Source organism: Staphylococcus sp. HMSC072H03 (assembly GCF_001809305.1).
GTDB lineage: Bacteria > Bacillota > Bacilli > Staphylococcales > Staphylococcaceae > Staphylococcus > Staphylococcus hominis.
Window position 1 is genome coordinate 73,858 of record NZ_KV796867.1, and the last position, 20,402, is coordinate 94,259.

The window sequence follows — 20,402 nt, forward strand, 5'->3', positions numbered from 1 at the left end:
TGAGAGAGGTTTCAAATAATGACTCAAGAACGTTATTCAAGACAAATTTTATTTAAAGATATTGGAGAACATGGACAACAAACCATTAATCAGAAACATGTATTGATTGTTGGAATGGGCGCTTTGGGTACCCATGTAGCTGAAGGACTTGTTCGTGCTGGTATTCAAGAGTTGACTATTGTGGATAGAGACTATATTGAATATAGTAATTTACAAAGACAGACATTGTTTACAGAAAGTGATGCAGATCGTATGTTGCCAAAAGTGGTTGCTGCACAAGATCACTTAAGACATATTCGTTCTGATATAAAAATGAATATTTATATTGAACATGTAGATGCCCAATTTTTAGAGCAATATGCAACGAGTGTAGATTTGATTATTGATGCAACGGATAATTTTGAAACAAGACAATTAATCAATGATTTTTCCTATAGATATCGCATTCCTTGGATTTATGGTGGAGTAGTTCAAAGTACCTATGTAGAAACTGCATTTATTCCAGGTCAAACCCCTTGCTTTAATTGTTTAATGCCTCAGTTACCAGTTATAAATCTGACATGTGATACTGTCGGTGTGATTCAGCCAGCCGTAACGATGACCACAAGTTTTCAATTACGGGATGCTTTAAAGATATTGATTGGTAAACAGATTCCCACAAAGCTGACATATGGAGATATTTGGGAGAATACACATTGTTCTTTTGGTTATAGTAAAATGCGTCGTGATGATTGCCCAACTTGTGGTAAGAATGCTAGCTTTCCATATTTATATGCTCATTCGACTTCATATGCAACTTTGTGTGGTAGAGATACAGTTCAATATGAAAATAAAGACATTACAAAAAAAGTATTAGTTGATTTTCTTACAGCACTCGATATTCGTTACCATGAAAACCAATATATGTTAGTATTTGAATTTAAAAAACATAGAATTGTATATTTTGAGGGTGGGCGAATGTTGATTCATGGTACAACTAAGAAATCTGAAGCAATACATTTAATCAATCAACTATTTGGATAAGGAGAGAATGATGATGCATCAGCATGATAACAAAGAAGTTAAAAAAACAATTCAATGTGCAGTGTTAACAATTTCTGATACACGAAATAAAGAAACAGATAAAGGCGGTCAATTAGTTCAAAAGTGTTTGAAAGAACTGAATATAGAAGTGACAGAAGAACACTATCATATCATTAAAGATGACAAGGAAGACATCCAATCTCAAATTGACGAATGGTTAGCATCAGATATTGATGTCATTATAACGACTGGAGGCACTGGTATAGCACAACGTGATGTGACTATAGAAGCTGTAAAACCACTTTTAGATAAAGAAATTGAAGGATTCGGCGAACTTTTTAGATATTTAAGTTATACGGAAGATGTAGGAACAAAAGCGCTTCTCTCAAGAGCATTAGCGGGAACAGTTATGAGTAAATTAATCTTTACGTTGCCGGGATCAACTGGGGCAGTAAAGTTAGCAATGACTAAACTCATTATTCCGGAATTAAATCATATGGTTTATGAACTCCATAAATAAAATAGTCATAAAAAGCATTGTAAATCATAGGTTTCCCTAATTGAAAATGCTGCTTATGACTATCATAATAGAAGAAAATCATAAAGATTAATCTAATTGACGGTGATAATCTCCAGATTTACCTCCAGATTTTGATTCAAGGTATGTGTCACCAATGATCATTCCTTTATCAGCTGCTTTTGTCATATCGTATACTGTGAGAGCTGTAACTGAAGCAGCTGTTAAAGCTTCCATTTCAACACCAGTCTTACCTGTAGTAGAAACCGTAGCAGTAATGCTTAATTGATAGTGGCGTGGTGTGTTTGCTTGATTCCAAGAGAATTCAATATCTATTCCAGTTAAGGGCAATGGATGACACATAGGAATAATAGTCGATGTATTTTTAGCAGCCATTATACCTGCAATTTGAGCAGTATTAAGTACATTACCCTTTTTATTTGTATTGTCTATAATTTGACGGTAAATCGTCTCATTCACTGTGATGCTTGAATGCGCTTTAGCGATACGTTTTGTAATACTTTTATTAGAAACATCAACCATTTTTGCATTACCTTGATGATTGATATGTGTAAAATTTGACATAAATAGCCTCCTATAGAAATATCTAAAAAATCATAACATATAAATAAAGTTATAAACATTTATTTTTAATGAGTACATCATTATCTTACTGAGTTTATAAAATAGTATAGCATGAATTTATCGTGTAATTGGAGTTGATAAAATGGTAGTTGAAAAAAGAAAACCAATACCTATTAAAGAAGCAATTGAACGTATTGTAAAACAAGATATATATACTCAACAAAATAATATATCATTAGAGGACAGTTTAGGATATGTCTTAGCAGAAGACATTGTAGCAACTTATGATATACCACGTTTCAATAAATCGCCGTATGATGGTTTTGCTATAAGAAGTGAAGATTCGGCTGGTGTCTTTTCAAAAAATCGTAAAACGTTTAAAGTGATAGATCATATTGGTGCAGGCACAGTATCTCATAAAACAGTTGGAGAAAATGAAGCAGTTCGTATTATGACAGGCGCTCAAATTCCTGAGGGTGCAGATGCAGTAGTGATGTTTGAACAAACTGTGGAAAATGGAGATACATTTACGATTAGAAAACCTTTTGAAGAGAATGAAAATGTGTCGCTAAAAGGAGAAGAAACTAAAACAGGAGATATCGTTTTAAAAAAAGGACAAGTCATTAATCCTGGAGCTATTGCAGTACTAGCGACCTATGGTTATACAGAAGTGCCTGTATTTTTAAAACCAAGTATTGCAGTTATTGCTACTGGAAGCGAATTATTGAATGTAGACGAAGAATTACAACCAGGAAAAATTAGAAATTCTAATGGTCCGATGATACAAGCGTTAGCTGATAAAATGAGATTAACGATAGAGCCTTATAGTATACAACAAGATGACTTAGAAAGTAGTATTCAAGTCATCACTAAAGCAATGAAAGATCATGATATTGTCATTACTACTGGAGGCGTTTCGGTAGGAGATTATGACTTTTTACCAAAGATATACAAAGCAATTCAAGCAGAAGTGTTATTTAATAAAATTGCGATGCGTCCTGGAAGTGTGACAACTGTGGCAGTTGCAAATAAGACGTATTTATTTGGTTTATCAGGGAATCCATCGGCTTGTTTTACTGGTTTTGAATTATTTGTTAAACCAGCAGTGCAACATATGATGCAAGCCAAAGCAGTTTACCCTCAAGTTGTGAAAGCAACATTAATGGAAGATTTTGCGAAAGCCAATCCATTTACAAGATTTATTCGAGCAACTGCATCTTTTACTCATAATTGTGCGACTGTGGTTCCATCCGGATTTAATAAATCGGGTGCTGTGGTAGCAATAGCACATAGTAATGCAATGATTATGTTGCCAGGGGGTACAAGAGGATTTAAAGCCGGCCATACGGTAGATGTTATTTTAACTGAATCGAATGTTTTCGAAGAGGAACTATCATTATGATTTTACAAATAGTTGGTTTTAAAGATTCGGGTAAAACAACGTTGTTACAACAATCTATTACATTTTTAAAATCTCAAGGCTATCACATTGTGACGATTAAACATCACGGACATGAAAAAGATGATATTACACTTCAATCATCTAATGTGGATCATATGAAACATTTTGAAGCTGGTGCAGATCAGAGTATTGTTCAAGGATCTGCTTATCAACAAACAGTAACACGTAGAAATCAGCCGTCGCTTGAACAACTGATAAAAGAAAGTGTAACTATTAGTTATGACGTTATTTTAGTTGAAGGGTTTAAAAATGAGGATTATGACAAAATAGTGGTATATAAAACCCAAGAAGAATTAGAAGAACTGAGACTTCTTACACATGTTCAATATTTTTATAATTATAATAATGAGAATGCTTTAAAAAACTATGAGCAATGGTTACTAAAATGGATGAAACGAAAGGATGAACATAAAAATGAAACAATTTGAAATCGTGACGAATCCAATTGAGCCCGAACAATATAGAACATTTACTTTAAATGAACATCAAGGAGCTGTTGTTGTATTTACAGGTCATGTTCGCGAATGGACTAAAGGGGTGAAAACAGAATATCTTGAGTATGAAGCTTATGTTCCAATGGCTCAAAAAAAACTAGAACAAATTGGAGAAGAAATTACACAGCGTTGGCCAGGAACGATAACAACGATTGTACATCGTATTGGTCCCCTACAAATCTCTGATATTGCAGTATTGATTGCTGTCTCTTCGCCACATCGTAAAGATGCCTATCGTGCAAATGAGTATGCGATTGAAAGAATTAAAGAAGTTGTGCCAATTTGGAAAAAAGAAATTTGGGAAGACGGTGCAGAATGGCAAGGACATCAAAGAGGAGATTATAGTCAAGCAACTAAAGGAGAGGCTTAAATGAGAGTATTATATTTTGCAGAAATAAAAGAAATATTAGAAATGAATTCAGAAGACATTGATTTAATAGAAGATATTACAGTAGAAACGTTTAAAGAATTATTATTTGAACGTCACCCATCCATTCGTGATAAAAAATTTCAAGTAGCTGTAAATGAAGAATTTGTTCAACTTAATGATATTGTAAAGCAAGATGATGTTGTTGCGTTAATACCTCCAGTTAGTGGTGGTTAAATATGAAAGCAATTATTCTAGCTGGGGGACACTCTAAACGTTTTGGTAGTCCTAAAGCATTTGCTTGTATTCACGGGGAAATGTTCTATAAACGAATTATTAACACATTAACAGAAACGAATTTATTTGACGATATTATTATAAGTACAAACAAACAACTTAAGAATGAATTTGAGTATAAACATATTATGGTAGATGAAGAAACACATGCAGATAAAGGCCCGTTATCAGGAATCTACACAGTTATGAAACATTATAATAATGAAGAATTATTTTTTGTGGTCTCTGTAGATACTCCTATGATTACTAAAGAAGCAATAAGTCAACTATATCAATTTACAATTTCACAGCGTATGGAACATCAAGCCGATATTATAGCTTATTCAGACGATGATAAACCTATACCGACCATTGCTTTTTATAGTCGAGGAGTCATTTCGAATATTGAAAAAGCACTCAATTCTAATGATTATAGTTTACAGCATGTATATAAAAATGTGATAACATGTTTTCTAGATACTAAAGAGGTTCAGCCTTTAAAAAATTGGTCTAAAAATATTAATTATCAAGATGATTTGAATACTTTACTTCATCAGATTAATGATTAAAGGGGGACACGTTAATGACGATCCAAATTAAAGATAAATTAGGACGTCCTATAAGAGATCTACGAATTTCTGTAACAGATCGTTGTAATTTCAGATGTGATTATTGTATGCCAAAAGAAATATTTGGTGATGATTTTGTTTTTTTACCTAAAGAGGAATTACTTACATTTGATGAAATTACAACAATTGCCAAAGTTTATGCTGAATTAGGCGTGAAAAAATTAAGAATTACTGGTGGAGAACCTTTATTACGACGTGATTTATATAAATTAATTGAAAAACTTAATCATATTGAAGGTATTGAAGATATTGGTATGACCACTAATGGTTTACTTTTAAAAAAACATGGTCAAAAGTTGTATGATGCAGGATTGCGTAGAATTAATGTAAGTTTAGATGCAATTGATGATGAAGTATTTCAAGCAATCAATAACCGTAACATTAAAGCTTCTACCATCTTGCAACAAATTGATTATGCAATATCTATTGGATTTCATGTAAAAGTAAATGTAGTGATACAAAAAGGAATTAATGATGATCAAATCCTACCTATGATTGAATATTTTAAAGATAAACATATTCAAATAAGATTCATTGAATTTATGGATGTAGGTAATGATAATGGTTGGAATTTTAGTAAAGTTGTTACGAAAGAAGAAATGCTATCTACTATTGAAGAAGAGTTTGATATAGAACTTCTTCCACCTAAATATTTTGGTGAAGTTGCCACATATTATAGACATAAAGATAATGGTGCACAGTTTGGTCTAATCACAAGTGTTTCAGCTTCATTTTGTTCTACTTGTACAAGAGCAAGATTATCATCTGATGGGAAATTTTATGGATGTTTATTTAGTGTGATTGATGGTTTTGATATTAAATCATTATTGCGTAGTGGTGCTACACATCAAAAATTAAAAGACACGCTCATTTCATTATGGCAAGCACGTGATGATCGTTATTCAGATGAACGAACAGAACAAACAGTAAGAAATCGACAACGAAAGAAAATTAATATGAATTATATTGGTGGTTAATCTATACAGAAGCAAGTGATAATCATATGTGATATCACTTACTTCTGTATTTTAATTTGATAGTATTTTTAATTAATTTTAATAATTTCAAAGTAATTTATATTAATCACTAAACAGATATAAATTAATATTTGTAATAGATTAAATTGTGCATATGTTATATAATTAAATTAAGCAATTTTATTATATTATGTATTTATACAACTTAGAATCAACTTTGGAGGCATGTACTATGAATAATAAAGTGACTCGCTTTATTGAAGCGGAAAGAGAACTTAGTCAATTGAAGCATTGGTTGAAAATGACGTATAAAATTTCTATTGAGGAATTTGTTGTTTTATTTAAAGTGTATGAAGGTAAAAAAATTAGCGGAAAAGAGTTACGCGATACATTACATTTTGAAATGTTATGGGATACAAGTAAAATTGACGTCATCATCCGCAAAATTTACAAGAAAGAATTAATTTCTAAATTACGTTCTGAAACAGATGAACGACAAGTATTTTATTTCTTTAATGCGTCGCAACAAAAAGTATTAGATAAAATGAAAAATGAAATTGAAGCTATTAGTATTGCAAATTAATTAAATAAAAAGAGCACCTCTAATATTCTATAACGAATCATAGGGGTGCTTCTTTTTATATATTAAATGAAAGATTAATACGTATTACCATTCACTTTTCTACCATGAACAATTAAATAAAGTACCGTACATAAAGCGGCTACAATAGCCATAATGAAATAAACTTGAGTATACGTGATTGAACCTGTAAATAATCCAAGCAACGATGGACCAAAACCAATACCAATATCTAATCCAATAAAGTAAGTTGAAGTTGCAATTCCATATTTACTTGAAGGTGACACTTTAATTGCAATGGCTTGCATAGAAGAAGAGAGATTTCCATAGCCAATACCTAAGAACACGCCAGCAAGTAATAATACCCAACCATTATAGCTAAATACTAATAAAACAAATGTGATAATTAAGGCAAGAAATGCTGGATAAACCACAACATTTTCATTTTTTGCATCAATCATCCTACCAGCAATAGGTCGAGTGATTAATGAAGCGACCGCATAGAAAATAAAGAAATAACTAGATGCTTCTAACAAATGACGTTGCTCAGCAAAAGATTTTAAGAATGTTAGGATTGAAGCATAGTTCAACCCGATAATCATCATCACAATTGCTACTGGTACAGCTTCTTTAGCAATGAAATTATGAATGTTGAAACCAGAAGCTTGGGCTACTTTTCTATCAATTGCATTTTTAGTAGGATTAAAGTCAATTTTAATAAAGACTGAAACAATTAAACTTGCAATTCCTAGTATAAGACAGATAAGAAATAGTAAATTAATTGAGAATGATTTCAATAATAAAATTCCAAAGAAAGGACCAATGGCTGATCCAAGAACAAGACTTAGTGAAAATAAGCTAATGCCTTCACTTTTACGTTCTACAGGGGTAACATGTGCAGCAATTGTACCTGTAGCTGTCGTTGCGATAGCTGTAGCAATTCCATTTAGGAGTCGTACTAACATCAAGATGGTTATCGATCCTGGGATAAAATAAAGTAACTGAGTAATGATTAGAAAAATTAAACCAGCAATTAAAATCTTTTTAGGACCAAAACGATTGACATACTTTCCCGTTTCAAAACGTCCTATCAATGATCCGATAATAAATAGTCCTACAACAAGTCCAGATAAGCTGTCCGACACATGATAGGATGTTTTAGAATAATCAGCGATGATAACTAATAATAAGTACATACACAAATAAACAAAGAAGTTAATCATAAAATTGATCGTAAAACTTTTAGTAAAAATAGGTTGTTTAGTAGTACTAGTCTGATTCATGAGGATCCCCCTTCAATAATGTGTTATGTAATTTTTTCATAATTGCTATGACGTGATCCAAATCATCATTAGATATATTAGATTGATGGATTAAATCTTCTTGAATAGGTGTAATACAAGCATTAATGTTCTCAAATAATTGCTGTCCTTTTTCAGATAAACTTAATAGCTTTTCACGTTTGTCAGTACCTGGAGTAACCAAAAGTAAATCTTTTTCAAATAGTACTTTAATAATTTTACGCGCAGTTGGTTTTTCAATAAAACGACGTTTAGATATTTGAACTAAAGTCGTTTGGTCATATGTAGCAATATCTTTAAGCACTAACCACTGACCTGTATGTAGACCAAACTGATCTAATATAGATTGAGTACGTTTAATATAAGGACGATAAATACCAATAAAACTATTAAAAAATTCATTTGTGAGCATTTTGAATTATCTCCCTCAAAAATAGTTAGCAAGGCTAACTAATTGATGACGAAAAATATTATACGCCGATTTCATTCATTTTTCAACACTAAATATAAGTTATAGAGTAAAGTGTAGTGAAATTTGTTAAAATACAATTAAGTTTAAATTAGTAAAGGGGATATTGATAAATGAAGTTGAAATTTGATCATATGATTCATTACGTCGATCAATTAAAAGGATTTAAATATCCAGGTGAGTTATTAAAAATTCATTCTGGAGGCAAGCATCATCAATATGGCACTTTCAATCGTTTAACTTATATAAATGGAAATTACATCGAACTCTTAGATGTTGAAGATGTCGAAAAGTTAAAGAAAGAAGCTAAAACTGAAGAGGGTAGAGTCGCTTTTGCAACGAAAATTGTTCAAGATGATTTTAAGCAAGGATTTAAAACAATGGCATTTAGAACGGAAGATATAGAGAGGGTAAAACAATCTTTAAACGAACGTCATATTGATACGATTGGTCCTATACATATGGACAGAGAAGATAAAAAGGGTGAAAAGATAAGATGGAAGTTACTCTATATCGCTGATCCCGACTATATGGTTAGGCCACCTTTTTTTATTGAGTGGAATAAAAATAAAGTCGATCATATGCAAAATTTAGACTCATTTTTTCAGAAACAATTTAAAATTGATAAAATTATTATAGATAGTTCTAAACGCTCTAAAACCTTAACTAAGTGGCAAAGCTGGTTTAATATGGACATTATAGAAGAAAATGAGAACTACACTGACTTAAAATTAGAGGGGGATACTATCGTTTATCGGATTCAAGATGCGGCTCAATCTGGATACAATACCATTGTTTTTAAAGATAATGAAACTACGACTCCTTATTCAATTATTATTAAAGGAGCCAAATATCGTTTCGAACCGAATGAAGGAACTAATTAAATAGATAGGTATAAGTACTATGTGCGATAAAAGCAATATGAATAAAAACTAGTACTAGAGAGATTAAGCTTAATATTAAAGAAAAACGATTTGTTTTTAATAATATAAATAAAATGGTAAGTACAAGTGATAAAGCGACAAACATCACTCTCAGACTAAAAAAATTTATAGTTAAAGGATGAGCCATTGTATAAATTATTGCAATAGCATTACATACAATAAATATAAGTAAAATTATATTTCTCAATTTTAAAAACCTCTTTAATAAAAAATAGTAGTGTTTTTCATTCATTAAGTATAACAAAAAGAATAGCTTTTTGAAGAAAATTCAACTTCTATTATGAGTTTGTCGACACTCTCAAATCTACAATGTATAATGATAAGTAATGCAAAGATAAAGGAGTTTTATATAGCATGGAAAAGATGAATATCACAAATCAGGAACATGACGAATTTGTAAAAACTCATCCGAATGGTGATTTATTGCAACTGACAAAGTGGGCAGAGACAAAGCGCTTAACTGGATGGTATTCAAAACGTGTGGCAGTAGGTGAAAATGGTGAAATTAAAGGTGTAGGACAGTTATTATTTAAAAAGATACCGAAGTTACCATTTACATTATGCTACGTATCACGTGGATTCGTAGCCGATTATAATGATAGAGATGTACTGAGAGCACTTTTAAATGAAACAAAAAAAATCGCTAAAGAAGAAAAAGCGTATGCGATTAAGATTGATCCAGATGTTGAAGTAGAACATGGCACAGAAGCACTTAAAAATTTAAGAATGCTTGGATTTAAACATAAAGGGTTTAAAGAAGGATTATCAAAAGACTATATTCAACCTCGTATGACAATGATTACACCTATTGATAAGACGGATGATGAAATTATTCAAAACTTTGAACGTCGTAATCGTTCTAAAGTTAGATTGGCGCTTAAACGAGGTACTAAAGTTGAACACTCAAATCGTGAAGGGCTTAAAACATTTGCGAAATTAATGCAAATTACGGGTGAACGTGATGGCTTCTTAACACGTGATATTAGCTATTTTGAGAATATTTATGACTCATTACATGAAGATGGGGATGCAGAATTATTCTTAGTGAAATTAGAGCCACAACAAGTGCTTGATGAAACGAATAAAGATCTAGAAGCTCAAGAAGCAGAAAAAGCTAAACTAGAAGCGAAGTCAGAAGCACGTCCAAATGATAAAAAAACAGCTAACAAATTAAATGATGTAAAAAATAAGATTTCTAAGACAACTGAATTAAAAGAAGATTTAGAAAGATTAAATCAAGAACATCCAGAAGGCGTATATTTATCAGGCGCATTACTTATGTTTGCAGGTAAAAAATCATATTACTTATATGGAGCTTCTTCAAATGATTATCGTGATTTCTTACCGAACCATCATATGCAATATGAAATGATGAAATACGCAAGAGATCATGGTGCAACAACGTATGACTTTGGTGGCACAGATAATAATCCATCAAAAGATTCTGAACACTATGGATTATGGGCTTTTAAACGTGTATGGGGCACTTATTTAAGTGAAAAAATTGGTGAGTTTGATTATGTCTTAAATCAGCCGTTATATCAATTAATCGAACAAGTTAAACCAAGACTTACAAAAGCCAAAATTAAACTCTCTCGCAAATTAAAACGTAAATAATTAATTTACAGTATTGTAGATACAGTATTTAATCTGAACGATTCTATAAAGAAACGTTCAGATTTTTTTACCAATATTAATAACTTATTATAGGAGAAGTAATTAAATGATTAAAAAAATGCTTCAATTTTCATTAGGTAATAAGTTTGCTATTTTCTTAATGGTTCTTTTAGTCATTATAGGTGGCATATATTCAAGTGCTAAACTTAAATTAGAATTATTACCTGATGTTGAAAACCCAATTATTTCTGTCCAAACGACGATGCCAGGCGCTACACCTCAAACGACACAAGGTGAAATTAGCTCGAAAATTGATAAACAAGTCAGATCACTCGCTTATGTAAAAAGTGTAGAAACACAATCGATACCTAATGCTTCAATTGTGAAAGTTGAATATAACAACGGAACTGACATGGATAAAGCTGAAGAAGTACTGAAAAAAGAAATAGACAAAATCGATTTTAAAGATGGAGTAAGCGAACCAGAATTAATACGTAATTCTATCGATGCTTTTCCTATCGTAGCTTACTCATTTACAAATAAGAGTAATGACTTAAGAACCACTACAAAGGAAATTAATGAACAATTAATACCTAAACTTCAAACTGTTGATGGTGTTCAAAGTGCACAACTGAATGGACAAACTACACGTCAAGTTACTTTAAAATTTAAACAAAAGGAATTGGATAAAGTAAGGTTATCTGCGGAGGATGTTGAAAATTACATTAAGACAGCGACAAGAGAAACACCACTCGGTTTATTCCAATTTGGAAATAATGAAAAATCCCTTGTTGTGGATGGTCAATTTAAATCAGTCAGTGCATTAAAAGATTTAAACATCCCGCTTTCTATAGCAGGCCAAGGACAATCAAGTGATTCTAACGATAATAGTATTAGTAGTACTGGCCAAGAAGGTAGTCAATCATCTAGTGCAAGTCAATCGCAAACGAATAGCTCTTTAAAAGGAACAAATGGTCAAATGCCAAGCGTGCCACTTAAAGATTTAGCTAACATCACTGTGGGCGATGAACGAGATTCTATTTCAAAAACAAATGGTAAAGACGCAGTGAACGTACAAGTAATGAAAGCACAAGATGCAAATACAGTTCAAGTGGCTAGAGCAACGCAAAAGAAAATAGACGAGTTTGTTAAGAATAATAGTGATATCAAAGCTACAAAAACAATGGACACAGCTAAACCAATTGAAGATTCATTATATACTATGATTGAAAAAGCGGCATTAGGTACCATCGTCGCAATTATTGTTATTTTATTATTCTTAAGAAATATTAAAACAACAGCGATATCTATCGTTTCAATTCCGTTATCTATTTTGATTGCACTTATTGCACTGAAATTAAGTAATGTATCACTTAATATTTTAACTTTAGGTGCATTGACGATTGCGATTGGTCGGGTCATAGATGATTCTATTGTTGTAGTAGAAAATATCTATCGACGATTATCAGATCCAAGTGAACAATTAAAAGGGAACAATTTAGTTATTAGTGCAACGAGAGAGGTATTTAAACCTATTTTATCTTCTACGATTGTTACAATTATAGTTTTCTTACCGCTAGCTTTTGTTTCCGGCTCAGTAGGTGAAATGTTCCGACCATTTGCGTTAGCTATCACATTTAGTTTACTGGCTTCGCTTCTTGTTTCTATTACTGTTGTGCCAGCCCTTGCCTCAACATTCTTTAAAAATGAAATAAACATAAAGGGCAATGTTAATGAAGAAAATAAATTAGGAGGGATTAGTAAGGGATATAAACGAGTACTTGGTTGGTCGCTTAATCATAAATGGCTTGTTCTTATTATTAGTATTGTTATATTAATTGCGAGTATAGGAATTGGTGCAGCTAAATTAGGAACAAGTTATATTTCTACAGGGGAAGATAAGTTTTTAGCGTTAACTTATACACCTAAACCAGGAGAAACTGAAGAAGCAGTACTTAAACATGCTGAAAAAGCTCAAAAATACCTTCAAAGTAAAGATAAAGTTAAAACAGTTCAATTTTCTGTAGGGGGACCTTCTCCAGCAGATCCAACGGGAAGTACGAATAGCATGGCTATTATGGTGGAATATGATTCGGATACGCCGCACTTTGAGGAAGAACCAGATAAAGTGGTTACACATCTTTCTAAAATGAAAAACCCAGGTAAATGGAAAAATCAAGACTTAGGTACAGGAGCTGGAAACAATTCAGTGGACGTAACTGTTAAAGGACCTTCTACTGATGCAATTAGAAGTACAGTAACTAAAGTTGAAAATAAAATGAAATCCATTAAAGGTGTAGCAGATGTCAATTCAGATTTATCACAAACCTATGATCAATATGAAATCAAAGTAGATCAAAATAAAGCAACAGATAAAGGTATTTCAGCTGCACAATTAGCATTGAATTTAAATGAGAACTTACCAGAAAAAACAATTACAACTGTTAAAGAAAATGGTAATAATATAGATGTAAAAGTAAAACAGAATAAACAAACAAATTGGTCTCAAAATAAACTAGAAAACATCGACTTACATGCACCAAGTGGAGAAACTGTTAAATTAAAAGATATTGCACGTCTAAACAAAACAACAACACCAAGTAAACTTGTTCAAGAAGATGGCGATTATGCTACAACAATTTCAGGTAAAATTACCGCTTCTGATGTTGGTGGAACTTCTAGTAAAGTGATGCGTGAAATCAATACAATTGATAAACCTAATAACGTTAAGTTTAATGTTGGTGGTGCAACAGATGATATTAATACAGCTATGAGCCAACTCGCTTTTGCAATGCTTATTGCTATTGTTATTGTGTATCTTGTGTTGGTTATCACATTCAAAGGTGGTTTAGCACCATTTACAATTCTATTCTCATTACCATTTACAGCTATTGGTATAGTATTTGCATTATTGATTACCGGAGAAACCATTTCAGTACCAAGTTTAATTGGTATGTTGATGTTAATTGGTATTGTTGTTACAAACGCAATTGTATTAATTGATAGAGTGATTTCAAATGAACAACAAGGTATGTTAATGAAAGAAGCTTTAATTGAAGCGGGTGGAACCCGAATTAGACCTATTTTGATGACTGCAGTTGCAACAATCGGTGCATTATTACCATTATTATTTGGGCAAAATAGTTCAATTCTAATTTCTAAAGGAATGGCCGCTACAGTCATAGGTGGATTAGTATCATCAACACTACTAACCTTAATCGTAGTGCCAGTTATCTATGAAATACTCTTTACTTTAAAAAACAAACTTACACGTAAATAAAGATAAATTTAGGATAAGTCAAAAAAAGCAATTGAGACGTATGCACATACGTTCAATTGCTTTTTTATTAATACATAGTAAAAGTTAAAATAATATATATTACAAAAATAATAATAGATATAATATTTAAAATTGAAACACCTTTATAATCGTTTTTAAGTGCTTTAAAAGCTGTAACTTCTACATTTCCTACAAGAAGAAGCAATACAACAAATACCCACCAATTTTCACTAGGAAATTGGATCGTAGTGATAGCTACTACAAATAATAATAATATTCCCATAATAATACGTAAAATATGTACGAACATTGATTTCATTTTAAAAATACTGATATAACTCACAATAAGATACAATATGGGTAATAAAATTAAGTATATTTTCACTTGATGACATCCTTTCTATTACGACTAATATCATAGCATTCATGAACTTTAATGCCTAGATATATTGAAAAATTATTTCTGACGTAATTTTGAACGTATATCTGAAATTTCTTTTTCAATTTCTTCTAATTGTTTTACTAAAGGATCAATCTGTTGATTTAGTGATTCTTTTTTCTCTAAATTATTTTGTAAACGAATATAATCGTATTTAAGCTCAGCTAATTGTGATTCTAAGTCCATGTCTAGTCGAACTCCTTATTTATTAATATGATTAGTAATGATTATAGCATGAAACAAGTAACTTCTAAAAATACTGTTAATTGTGTTAGAGTAATTAGTTGTAATGGAATATTAGGGAAGAAGGGATGAATTGTGACTGAGCAATTTATAATCATTATTTTGTTAATTGCATTAGGTTACTTACTTAAACGTATTAACTTTATTAAATCTGCAGATAGTCAAGTATTGTCTACGCTTGTATTGAATGTCACATTACCTTCTTTAGTTATTGTCAATTTAAATAGTGCGAATCTTGATTTATCATTTTCTATTTTACCAATTATGATGCTCATCTATGGCATATTAGCCAAAGTAATTATGGTTGCATTATTTAGAAAATATGATAATCATGTCAAGGGTTCAGTAGGTATGATGGCAGCGTCATTAAACATTGGTTTATTTGCTTATCCACTTGTAGAAACAATTTGGCCTGAAAATGGTATGATTTATTTTGGTATGGCCGATATCGGTGGGGCAATTATTATGTTTGGAGTCACTTACTTTGTAGGTAGTTATTACAGTGAAGGTAGTGATCAATTTAATTTCAAATTTTTAGGGAAAAAGTTAATTTCTTCAGTACCACTCGTTACTTATATTGTAATGTTTATACTTAATATGGCTAATATTCATTTACCAAAAGCTTCAATTGACTTTTTTACCATTATTTCTAAAGCGAACATGCCATTATCAATGATTTTACTTGGAATTATGTTGAGCTTCAGAATTGAAAAACAATTTTTACCAATTGCAGTGAAATATTTAATTGTCCATTACGGACTTGGATGTATTGCTGGTTTATTAGTCCACTTTTTCTTACCAACATCGGATGATATGATTAAAACAACGTTATTAATTACATGGTTACTTCCTGTGGGTGTAGCAATTATTCCATATTCAATTCAGTTTAAATATAAAACATTGCCATTAGTTGGAATGGTTACTAATATTTCTATTGTGATAAGTATTATTATTATATATATTTATCAAGCTATCTTTGTATAAAAACTATATATATGAAAAAAGCAAGCGATTTTTAATCATCGCTTGCTTTTTTACTTTATAGTATGATTACCCTTTTCCACCCATAAATGCAGGATAGTTCATCATACCACCATCAACATATAATGTTGTTCCATGAACATAACTAGCTAAATTAGAAGCTAAGAACAATGCACCGTTTGCTACATCTTTTGCATCACCGATTTCTCTAGCTGGAATCATTTCTAATGTTTCGGCACGTGTTTTTGGATCAGAGAATTTTTCTTTTGTATGCTCAGTCACAACGGCACCTGGAGAGATATTATTAATACGAATACCGTGTTGGGCATATTCCATTGACATTGTTTCCATCATTAACTTAAGACCGCCTTTACTTGCAGCATAGTTAACGTAATTTGGCCAAGGAATGGTATCATGCACGCTTGAAGTATTAATAATAATACCTTTCTTATCTTCTTTTAAAAATTGTTTTACCGCTTCACGTGAACCAATAAATGCACCTGTTAAGTTAATATCAAGAACTTTTTGCCATTCAGCCATAGACATTTCATGACTTGGAGTGGCTTTTTCAAAACCAGCATTATTAATCATGATATCAATTGTTCCAAATTCTTTAACAGCCGTTTCTACTAATCGTTTCACATCTTCTTCGACTGAAACATCGGCTTGCATCGTAATTGAGTCACCGCCAGATTTTTGGATTGTTTCTTGAAGGGCATCAAGTTCTTTCATATGACTTTCTGATCTATAATTTAAGACTACTTTCGCTTTTTCTTTACCAAAAACTTCCGCCATTGCTTTTCCTATGCCACTGCCAGAGCCAGTAATAACAACAACTTTATTTTCTAATTCAGAAAACATTGTATGACCTCCTCAATATACTTATTTTAAGTTTCCTAATATAATTGCTGCGATGATAATCAACGCAATACCTGACCAAATCCCAATCATTTGGCGTCGATCTTTTTTCTCACCTAATAAGAATATACCACCAAGAGTAGAAACTATAACTAATAATTGTGATAATGAGAAACTTGTTGCTACACCAACTTTAGGTTGAGAATAGAACATAAATAAGTTACCTATTCCCCAAACAATCCCTGGAATAATATTAAGTGTGGTAGATTTAATATTTGTTTCATGTCTCATTGAAAGTAAAAATCCACCAATAGCCATACCAACTGATTGGAAGAATAAGGCATCAGTACCATTTACGCCAAATATATTCCCGATTACTACATAACCTACATAACCTAATGTACCTACAACTAGAATCACCATTGCTTTACTAAAATTAGGATCTTTTGTAGAACGCTCATTTTTTCCTTTTAGTGATGTAAGGGCAATCCCTGTTACTAATAAAACCATTGCAATAAGTCCTAAAGTAACTTGTAATCCAGTACTCCATTCACCTAAAAAGATAGCACTAAATAAAGTTGTACCTACTAATTGTAAACCAGTAGAAATAGGCATTGTTTTAGATACGCCGACAAGGTTAACAGATTGTAATTGAGTTCCTTGACCGAATGCCCACATTGCACCAGAAATTAACCCTACAATGATGACAGTAGGGTTATCAAATTGTGCATGACCTGTAAGAAGTAAGATTAAACCAATAACCAATGTACCTAACGTTGTACCTCTAATTTGATTGTATGGACCTCCTCCTACAAATACATTGATTAATACGAGACTTCCCCAAAATAATGCAGGTAATAAGGCGATTAATATGTTAATAATCTGCATTTATTACTCACTCTCCTTTTCAAAAATAAGTGCTTTCCTTTCCATAACACTTGGTGAATATTTTATATTATTTGTGATTGATATAAAACGCAATTGCTCATTTTTTTATAAAATATAAAAGACTAATATTATAAAAATGTATAGCCTAAGTATTTTAGTAAGCTGAATTTAATATAGGGGTTTTACTTTAAATTAATAAGTTGAGATGGAAAGTAACACTATTGCTATACATGTTACAATATTAAACGTATGAAAATAAAAAGTAAGAATGCGAAAGGAAATTTGAATGAAATCATTAATTCTAGCGGAAAAACCCTCAGTAGCGAAAGATATTGCAGAAGCACTAAATATTAAAGAAAAACATAATGGATATATTGCAAATCATCGCTATATAGTGACATGGGCTTTAGGTCATTTAGTAACAAATGCGCAACCAGAACATTATGATAAAACATATAAAGAATGGAAATTAGAAGATTTACCTATATTACCTAAGCAAATGCATACTGTGGTCATAGGGAAGACAAGTAAACAATTTAAAATTGTAAAATCTTTAATATTAAATAAAGATGTGAAAGACATTATTATTGCTACAGATGCTGGGCGTGAAGGAGAACTGGTAGCACGTCTCATCTTAGATAAAGTAAAAAATAAAAAGCCAATTAAACGTTTATGGATTAGTTCGGTGACTAAAAAAGCAATACAACAAGGCTTTAAACATTTAAAAGATGGACGTGAATATAATCACTTGTATCAAGCAGCTCTTGCACGAAGTGAAGCGGACTGGATAGTGGGTATTAATGCTACTAGAGCACTGACAACTAAATATGATGCTCAACTTTCATTAGGAAGAGTACAAACACCAACGATTCAACTGGTTTATCATCGACAACAAGAAATTAATCATTTTAAACCTCAAAAGTATTACACACTTTCTTTAAATGTAAATGACGCTATATTTGATATTCAAACGAATCAAAGGTTTACTAATAAAGAAGAAATACAAAAATTGTCTAAAAAAATAGAAGGACAATCAGGTCAGATTGAAGATGTTTCAATTAATCAAAAAAAATCTTACGCAAAACCTTTATATAATTTAACTGATTTACAACAAGCATCATACCAGCGATTTAAAATGGGACCCAAAGAAACTTTAAATACCTTACAGAGTCTGTATGAACGTCATAAACTATTAACATATCCAAGAACAGATTCTAACTACTTGTCTAACGATATGACAGATACCATACAAGAACGTCTCCAAGCCTTATTAGCAACTGATTATAAATCACATGCTCGTCAGTTATTGACTAAGTCATTTACAACTAAGATGCATATTTTTAATAATCAAAAAGTGTCAGACCATCATGCGATTATCCCAACTGAAATTAGACCCAACTTTGATACATTAACTAACAGAGAAACAAAACTATATTTAATGGTTGCACAACGATTTTTAGAAACATTAATGGATCCTTATCAGTATGAAGCGACACAGGTTATTTTAAAAGTAGGAGAATATCAATTTAAACATGCCAAAAACGTCACACGTAAATTAGGATTTAAAGCACTTAGTAATAATGATTCAACTTTTAATAAGACTATCACTTTTAGCAAGGATGAGACCTATCATGTACAACAAGTCAAAGTAAGCGAACATGAAACAACACCACCTGAATATTTCAATGAAGGTAGCTTACTTAAGGCGATGGAAAACCCACAAAATTATATTCAATTGAATGACAAAAAGTACGCTAATACCCTTCATAAAACGGGAGGAATTGGAACAGTAGCGACGCGTGCAGATATTATTGAAAAACTATTCAATATTAATGCAATAGAATCAAAAGATGGAAAATTAAAAGTGACATCTAAAGGAAAACAAATATTAGAGCTTTCTCCTAAAGCGCTGACTTCTCCTTTAATGACTGCAGAATGGGAAGAAAAATTACTTTCTATTGAGAAAGGTAAATATAACGCTAAACAATTTATTAATGAGATGAAAGATTTTACTAAAGAAATTGTTGGGGAAATCAAACATAGTGATCAAAAATATAAACATGATAATTTAACTTCTACTGAATGTCCCAATTGCGGTAAATTTATGATAAAAGTAAAAACTAAAAACGGACAAATGCTAGTGTGTCAAGATCCTAGCTGTCATACAAAAAAGAATATTCAACGTAAAACGAATGCACGTTGTCCTAACTGTAAAAAGAAAATGACATTGTTTGGAAGAGGAAAAGAAGCGGTCTACCGATGTGTATGCGGTCATACTGAAACCCAAGCACAAATGGATCAACGATTGAAAAATAAAAATAATGGTAAAGTTTCTAAAAAAGATATGAAAAAATATATGAATAATCATGATGAATTGGATAATAATCCTTTTAAAGATGCATTAAAGAACTTAAAAATTTAACTAAAATCGAACTTATAATGAAATAAGTCGATAAAAGTTCGTTTTTAGTA

Annotated in this window: 21 protein-coding genes; 14 read left to right on the plus strand and 7 right to left on the minus strand. The window is 31.5% G+C overall.

The window, feature by feature from the left end; all coding sequences use genetic code 11:
* Positions 1-18 precede the first annotated feature (18 nt).
* Together HMPREF2578_RS00825 and HMPREF2578_RS00830 are read left to right on the plus strand one after the other, a co-directional pair.
* Complete coding sequence (locus HMPREF2578_RS00825; RefSeq protein ID WP_017174868.1) at positions 19-1,023, plus strand: ThiF family adenylyltransferase; 1,005 nt, start codon at positions 19-21, stop codon at positions 1,021-1,023.
* 13 nt (positions 1,024-1,036) lie between these two features.
* Positions 1,037-1,543 (plus strand): MogA/MoaB family molybdenum cofactor biosynthesis protein, encoded by a 507-nt coding sequence (locus HMPREF2578_RS00830; protein ID WP_017174867.1) that lies wholly within the window; start codon positions 1,037-1,039, stop codon positions 1,541-1,543.
* 87 nt (positions 1,544-1,630) lie between these two features.
* Here HMPREF2578_RS00830 and moaC read toward each other — a convergent pair whose 3' ends face one another.
* Positions 1,631-2,125, minus strand: coding sequence for a cyclic pyranopterin monophosphate synthase MoaC (gene moaC / locus HMPREF2578_RS00835; protein ID WP_017174866.1), 495 nt, complete (start codon positions 2,123-2,125; stop codon positions 1,631-1,633).
* A 142-nt stretch (positions 2,126-2,267) separates the two neighbouring features.
* On the opposite strand from moaC, the gene glp reads away from it, so the two are divergent.
* From glp to HMPREF2578_RS00870, 7 genes are all read left to right on the plus strand, one after another.
* Positions 2,268-3,527, plus strand: a complete 1,260-nt coding sequence (gene glp / locus HMPREF2578_RS00840) for a molybdopterin molybdotransferase MoeA (protein ID WP_070508203.1) — start codon at positions 2,268-2,270, stop codon at positions 3,525-3,527.
* A complete protein-coding gene (mobB, locus tag HMPREF2578_RS00845; protein WP_017174864.1) occupies positions 3,524-4,015 on the plus strand; it encodes a molybdopterin-guanine dinucleotide biosynthesis protein B in 492 nt (163 codons plus the stop codon). Before glp ends, mobB begins: the two co-directional genes overlap by 4 nt.
* Positions 4,002-4,451 (plus strand): molybdenum cofactor biosynthesis protein MoaE, encoded by a 450-nt coding sequence (locus HMPREF2578_RS00850; RefSeq protein WP_017174863.1) that lies wholly within the window; start codon positions 4,002-4,004, stop codon positions 4,449-4,451. Before mobB ends, HMPREF2578_RS00850 begins: the two co-directional genes overlap by 14 nt.
* Complete coding sequence (gene moaD / locus HMPREF2578_RS00855; RefSeq protein WP_017174862.1) at positions 4,452-4,685, plus strand: molybdopterin converting factor subunit 1; 234 nt, start codon at positions 4,452-4,454, stop codon at positions 4,683-4,685.
* A gap of 2 nt (positions 4,686-4,687) precedes the next feature.
* The gene (gene mobA, locus HMPREF2578_RS00860; protein WP_017174861.1) at positions 4,688-5,293 is read left to right on the plus strand and encodes a molybdenum cofactor guanylyltransferase MobA; all 606 of its coding nucleotides are present in this window, start codon (positions 4,688-4,690) and stop codon (positions 5,291-5,293) included.
* 14 nt (positions 5,294-5,307) lie between these two features.
* Positions 5,308-6,330 carry a GTP 3',8-cyclase MoaA gene (gene moaA, locus HMPREF2578_RS00865; RefSeq protein WP_070508204.1) on the plus strand — a complete coding sequence of 341 codons (1,023 nt, stop codon included), beginning with the start codon at positions 5,308-5,310 and terminating at the stop codon, positions 6,328-6,330.
* 232 nt (positions 6,331-6,562) lie between these two features.
* Positions 6,563-6,913: a SarA family transcriptional regulator gene (locus tag HMPREF2578_RS00870; protein ID WP_017174859.1), complete on the plus strand. Its 351-nt coding sequence runs from the start codon at positions 6,563-6,565 to the stop codon at positions 6,911-6,913.
* Between the two features lie 74 nt (positions 6,914-6,987).
* Here HMPREF2578_RS00870 and HMPREF2578_RS00875 read toward each other — a convergent pair whose 3' ends face one another.
* Both HMPREF2578_RS00875 and HMPREF2578_RS00880 read right to left on the minus strand, forming a co-directional pair.
* The gene (locus HMPREF2578_RS00875) at positions 6,988-8,193 is read right to left on the minus strand and encodes an MFS transporter (protein WP_070508205.1); all 1,206 of its coding nucleotides are present in this window, start codon (positions 8,191-8,193) and stop codon (positions 6,988-6,990) included.
* Complete coding sequence (locus HMPREF2578_RS00880; protein ID WP_048682439.1) at positions 8,180-8,623, minus strand: MarR family winged helix-turn-helix transcriptional regulator; 444 nt, start codon at positions 8,621-8,623, stop codon at positions 8,180-8,182. Before HMPREF2578_RS00880 ends, HMPREF2578_RS00875 begins: the two co-directional genes overlap by 14 nt.
* 170 nt (positions 8,624-8,793) lie before the next feature.
* Between HMPREF2578_RS00880 and HMPREF2578_RS00885 the strand changes: the two genes are divergently transcribed.
* The 3 genes from HMPREF2578_RS00885 to HMPREF2578_RS00900 all read left to right on the plus strand — a co-directional run bounded on the left by HMPREF2578_RS00885 (position 8,794) and on the right by HMPREF2578_RS00900 (position 14,521).
* Entirely contained in the window at positions 8,794-9,564 is a 771-nt protein-coding gene (locus HMPREF2578_RS00885) for a VOC family protein (protein WP_019834797.1), read from the plus strand.
* Positions 9,565-9,978: 414 nt separating this feature from the next.
* Complete coding sequence (locus tag HMPREF2578_RS00895; RefSeq protein ID WP_049379349.1) at positions 9,979-11,241, plus strand: lipid II:glycine glycyltransferase FemX; 1,263 nt, start codon at positions 9,979-9,981, stop codon at positions 11,239-11,241.
* Positions 11,242-11,347: 106 nt separating this feature from the next.
* A complete protein-coding gene (locus HMPREF2578_RS00900) occupies positions 11,348-14,521 on the plus strand; it encodes an efflux RND transporter permease subunit (protein WP_070508206.1) in 3,174 nt (1,057 codons plus the stop codon).
* Positions 14,522-14,588: 67 nt separating this feature from the next.
* Here the strand turns inward: HMPREF2578_RS00900 and mspA are convergent, their stop codons facing one another.
* Together mspA and HMPREF2578_RS11100 are read right to left on the minus strand one after the other, a co-directional pair.
* Complete coding sequence (mspA, locus tag HMPREF2578_RS00905; protein WP_017174853.1) at positions 14,589-14,906, minus strand: membrane stabilizing protein MspA; 318 nt, start codon at positions 14,904-14,906, stop codon at positions 14,589-14,591.
* A 72-nt stretch (positions 14,907-14,978) separates the two neighbouring features.
* Entirely contained in the window at positions 14,979-15,146 is a 168-nt protein-coding gene (locus HMPREF2578_RS11100; protein WP_049382611.1) for an SE1832 family protein, read from the minus strand.
* A 132-nt stretch (positions 15,147-15,278) separates the two neighbouring features.
* On the opposite strand from HMPREF2578_RS11100, the gene HMPREF2578_RS00910 reads away from it, so the two are divergent.
* Entirely contained in the window at positions 15,279-16,187 is a 909-nt protein-coding gene (locus tag HMPREF2578_RS00910; protein ID WP_048762087.1) for an AEC family transporter, read from the plus strand.
* A gap of 66 nt (positions 16,188-16,253) precedes the next feature.
* Here the strand turns inward: HMPREF2578_RS00910 and HMPREF2578_RS00915 are convergent, their stop codons facing one another.
* Both HMPREF2578_RS00915 and HMPREF2578_RS00920 read right to left on the minus strand, forming a co-directional pair.
* Positions 16,254-17,045, minus strand: a complete 792-nt coding sequence (locus HMPREF2578_RS00915; RefSeq protein ID WP_070508207.1) for a glucose 1-dehydrogenase — start codon at positions 17,043-17,045, stop codon at positions 16,254-16,256.
* 21 nt (positions 17,046-17,066) lie between these two features.
* Positions 17,067-17,930 carry a GRP family sugar transporter gene (locus tag HMPREF2578_RS00920; protein ID WP_017174849.1) on the minus strand — a complete coding sequence of 288 codons (864 nt, stop codon included), beginning with the start codon at positions 17,928-17,930 and terminating at the stop codon, positions 17,067-17,069.
* A gap of 286 nt (positions 17,931-18,216) precedes the next feature.
* Here HMPREF2578_RS00920 and HMPREF2578_RS00925 point away from each other — a divergent pair, with 286 nt between their 5' ends.
* Positions 18,217-20,352, plus strand: a complete 2,136-nt coding sequence (locus HMPREF2578_RS00925) for a DNA topoisomerase III (protein WP_070508208.1) — start codon at positions 18,217-18,219, stop codon at positions 20,350-20,352.
* Positions 20,353-20,402: the final 50 nt, after the last annotated feature.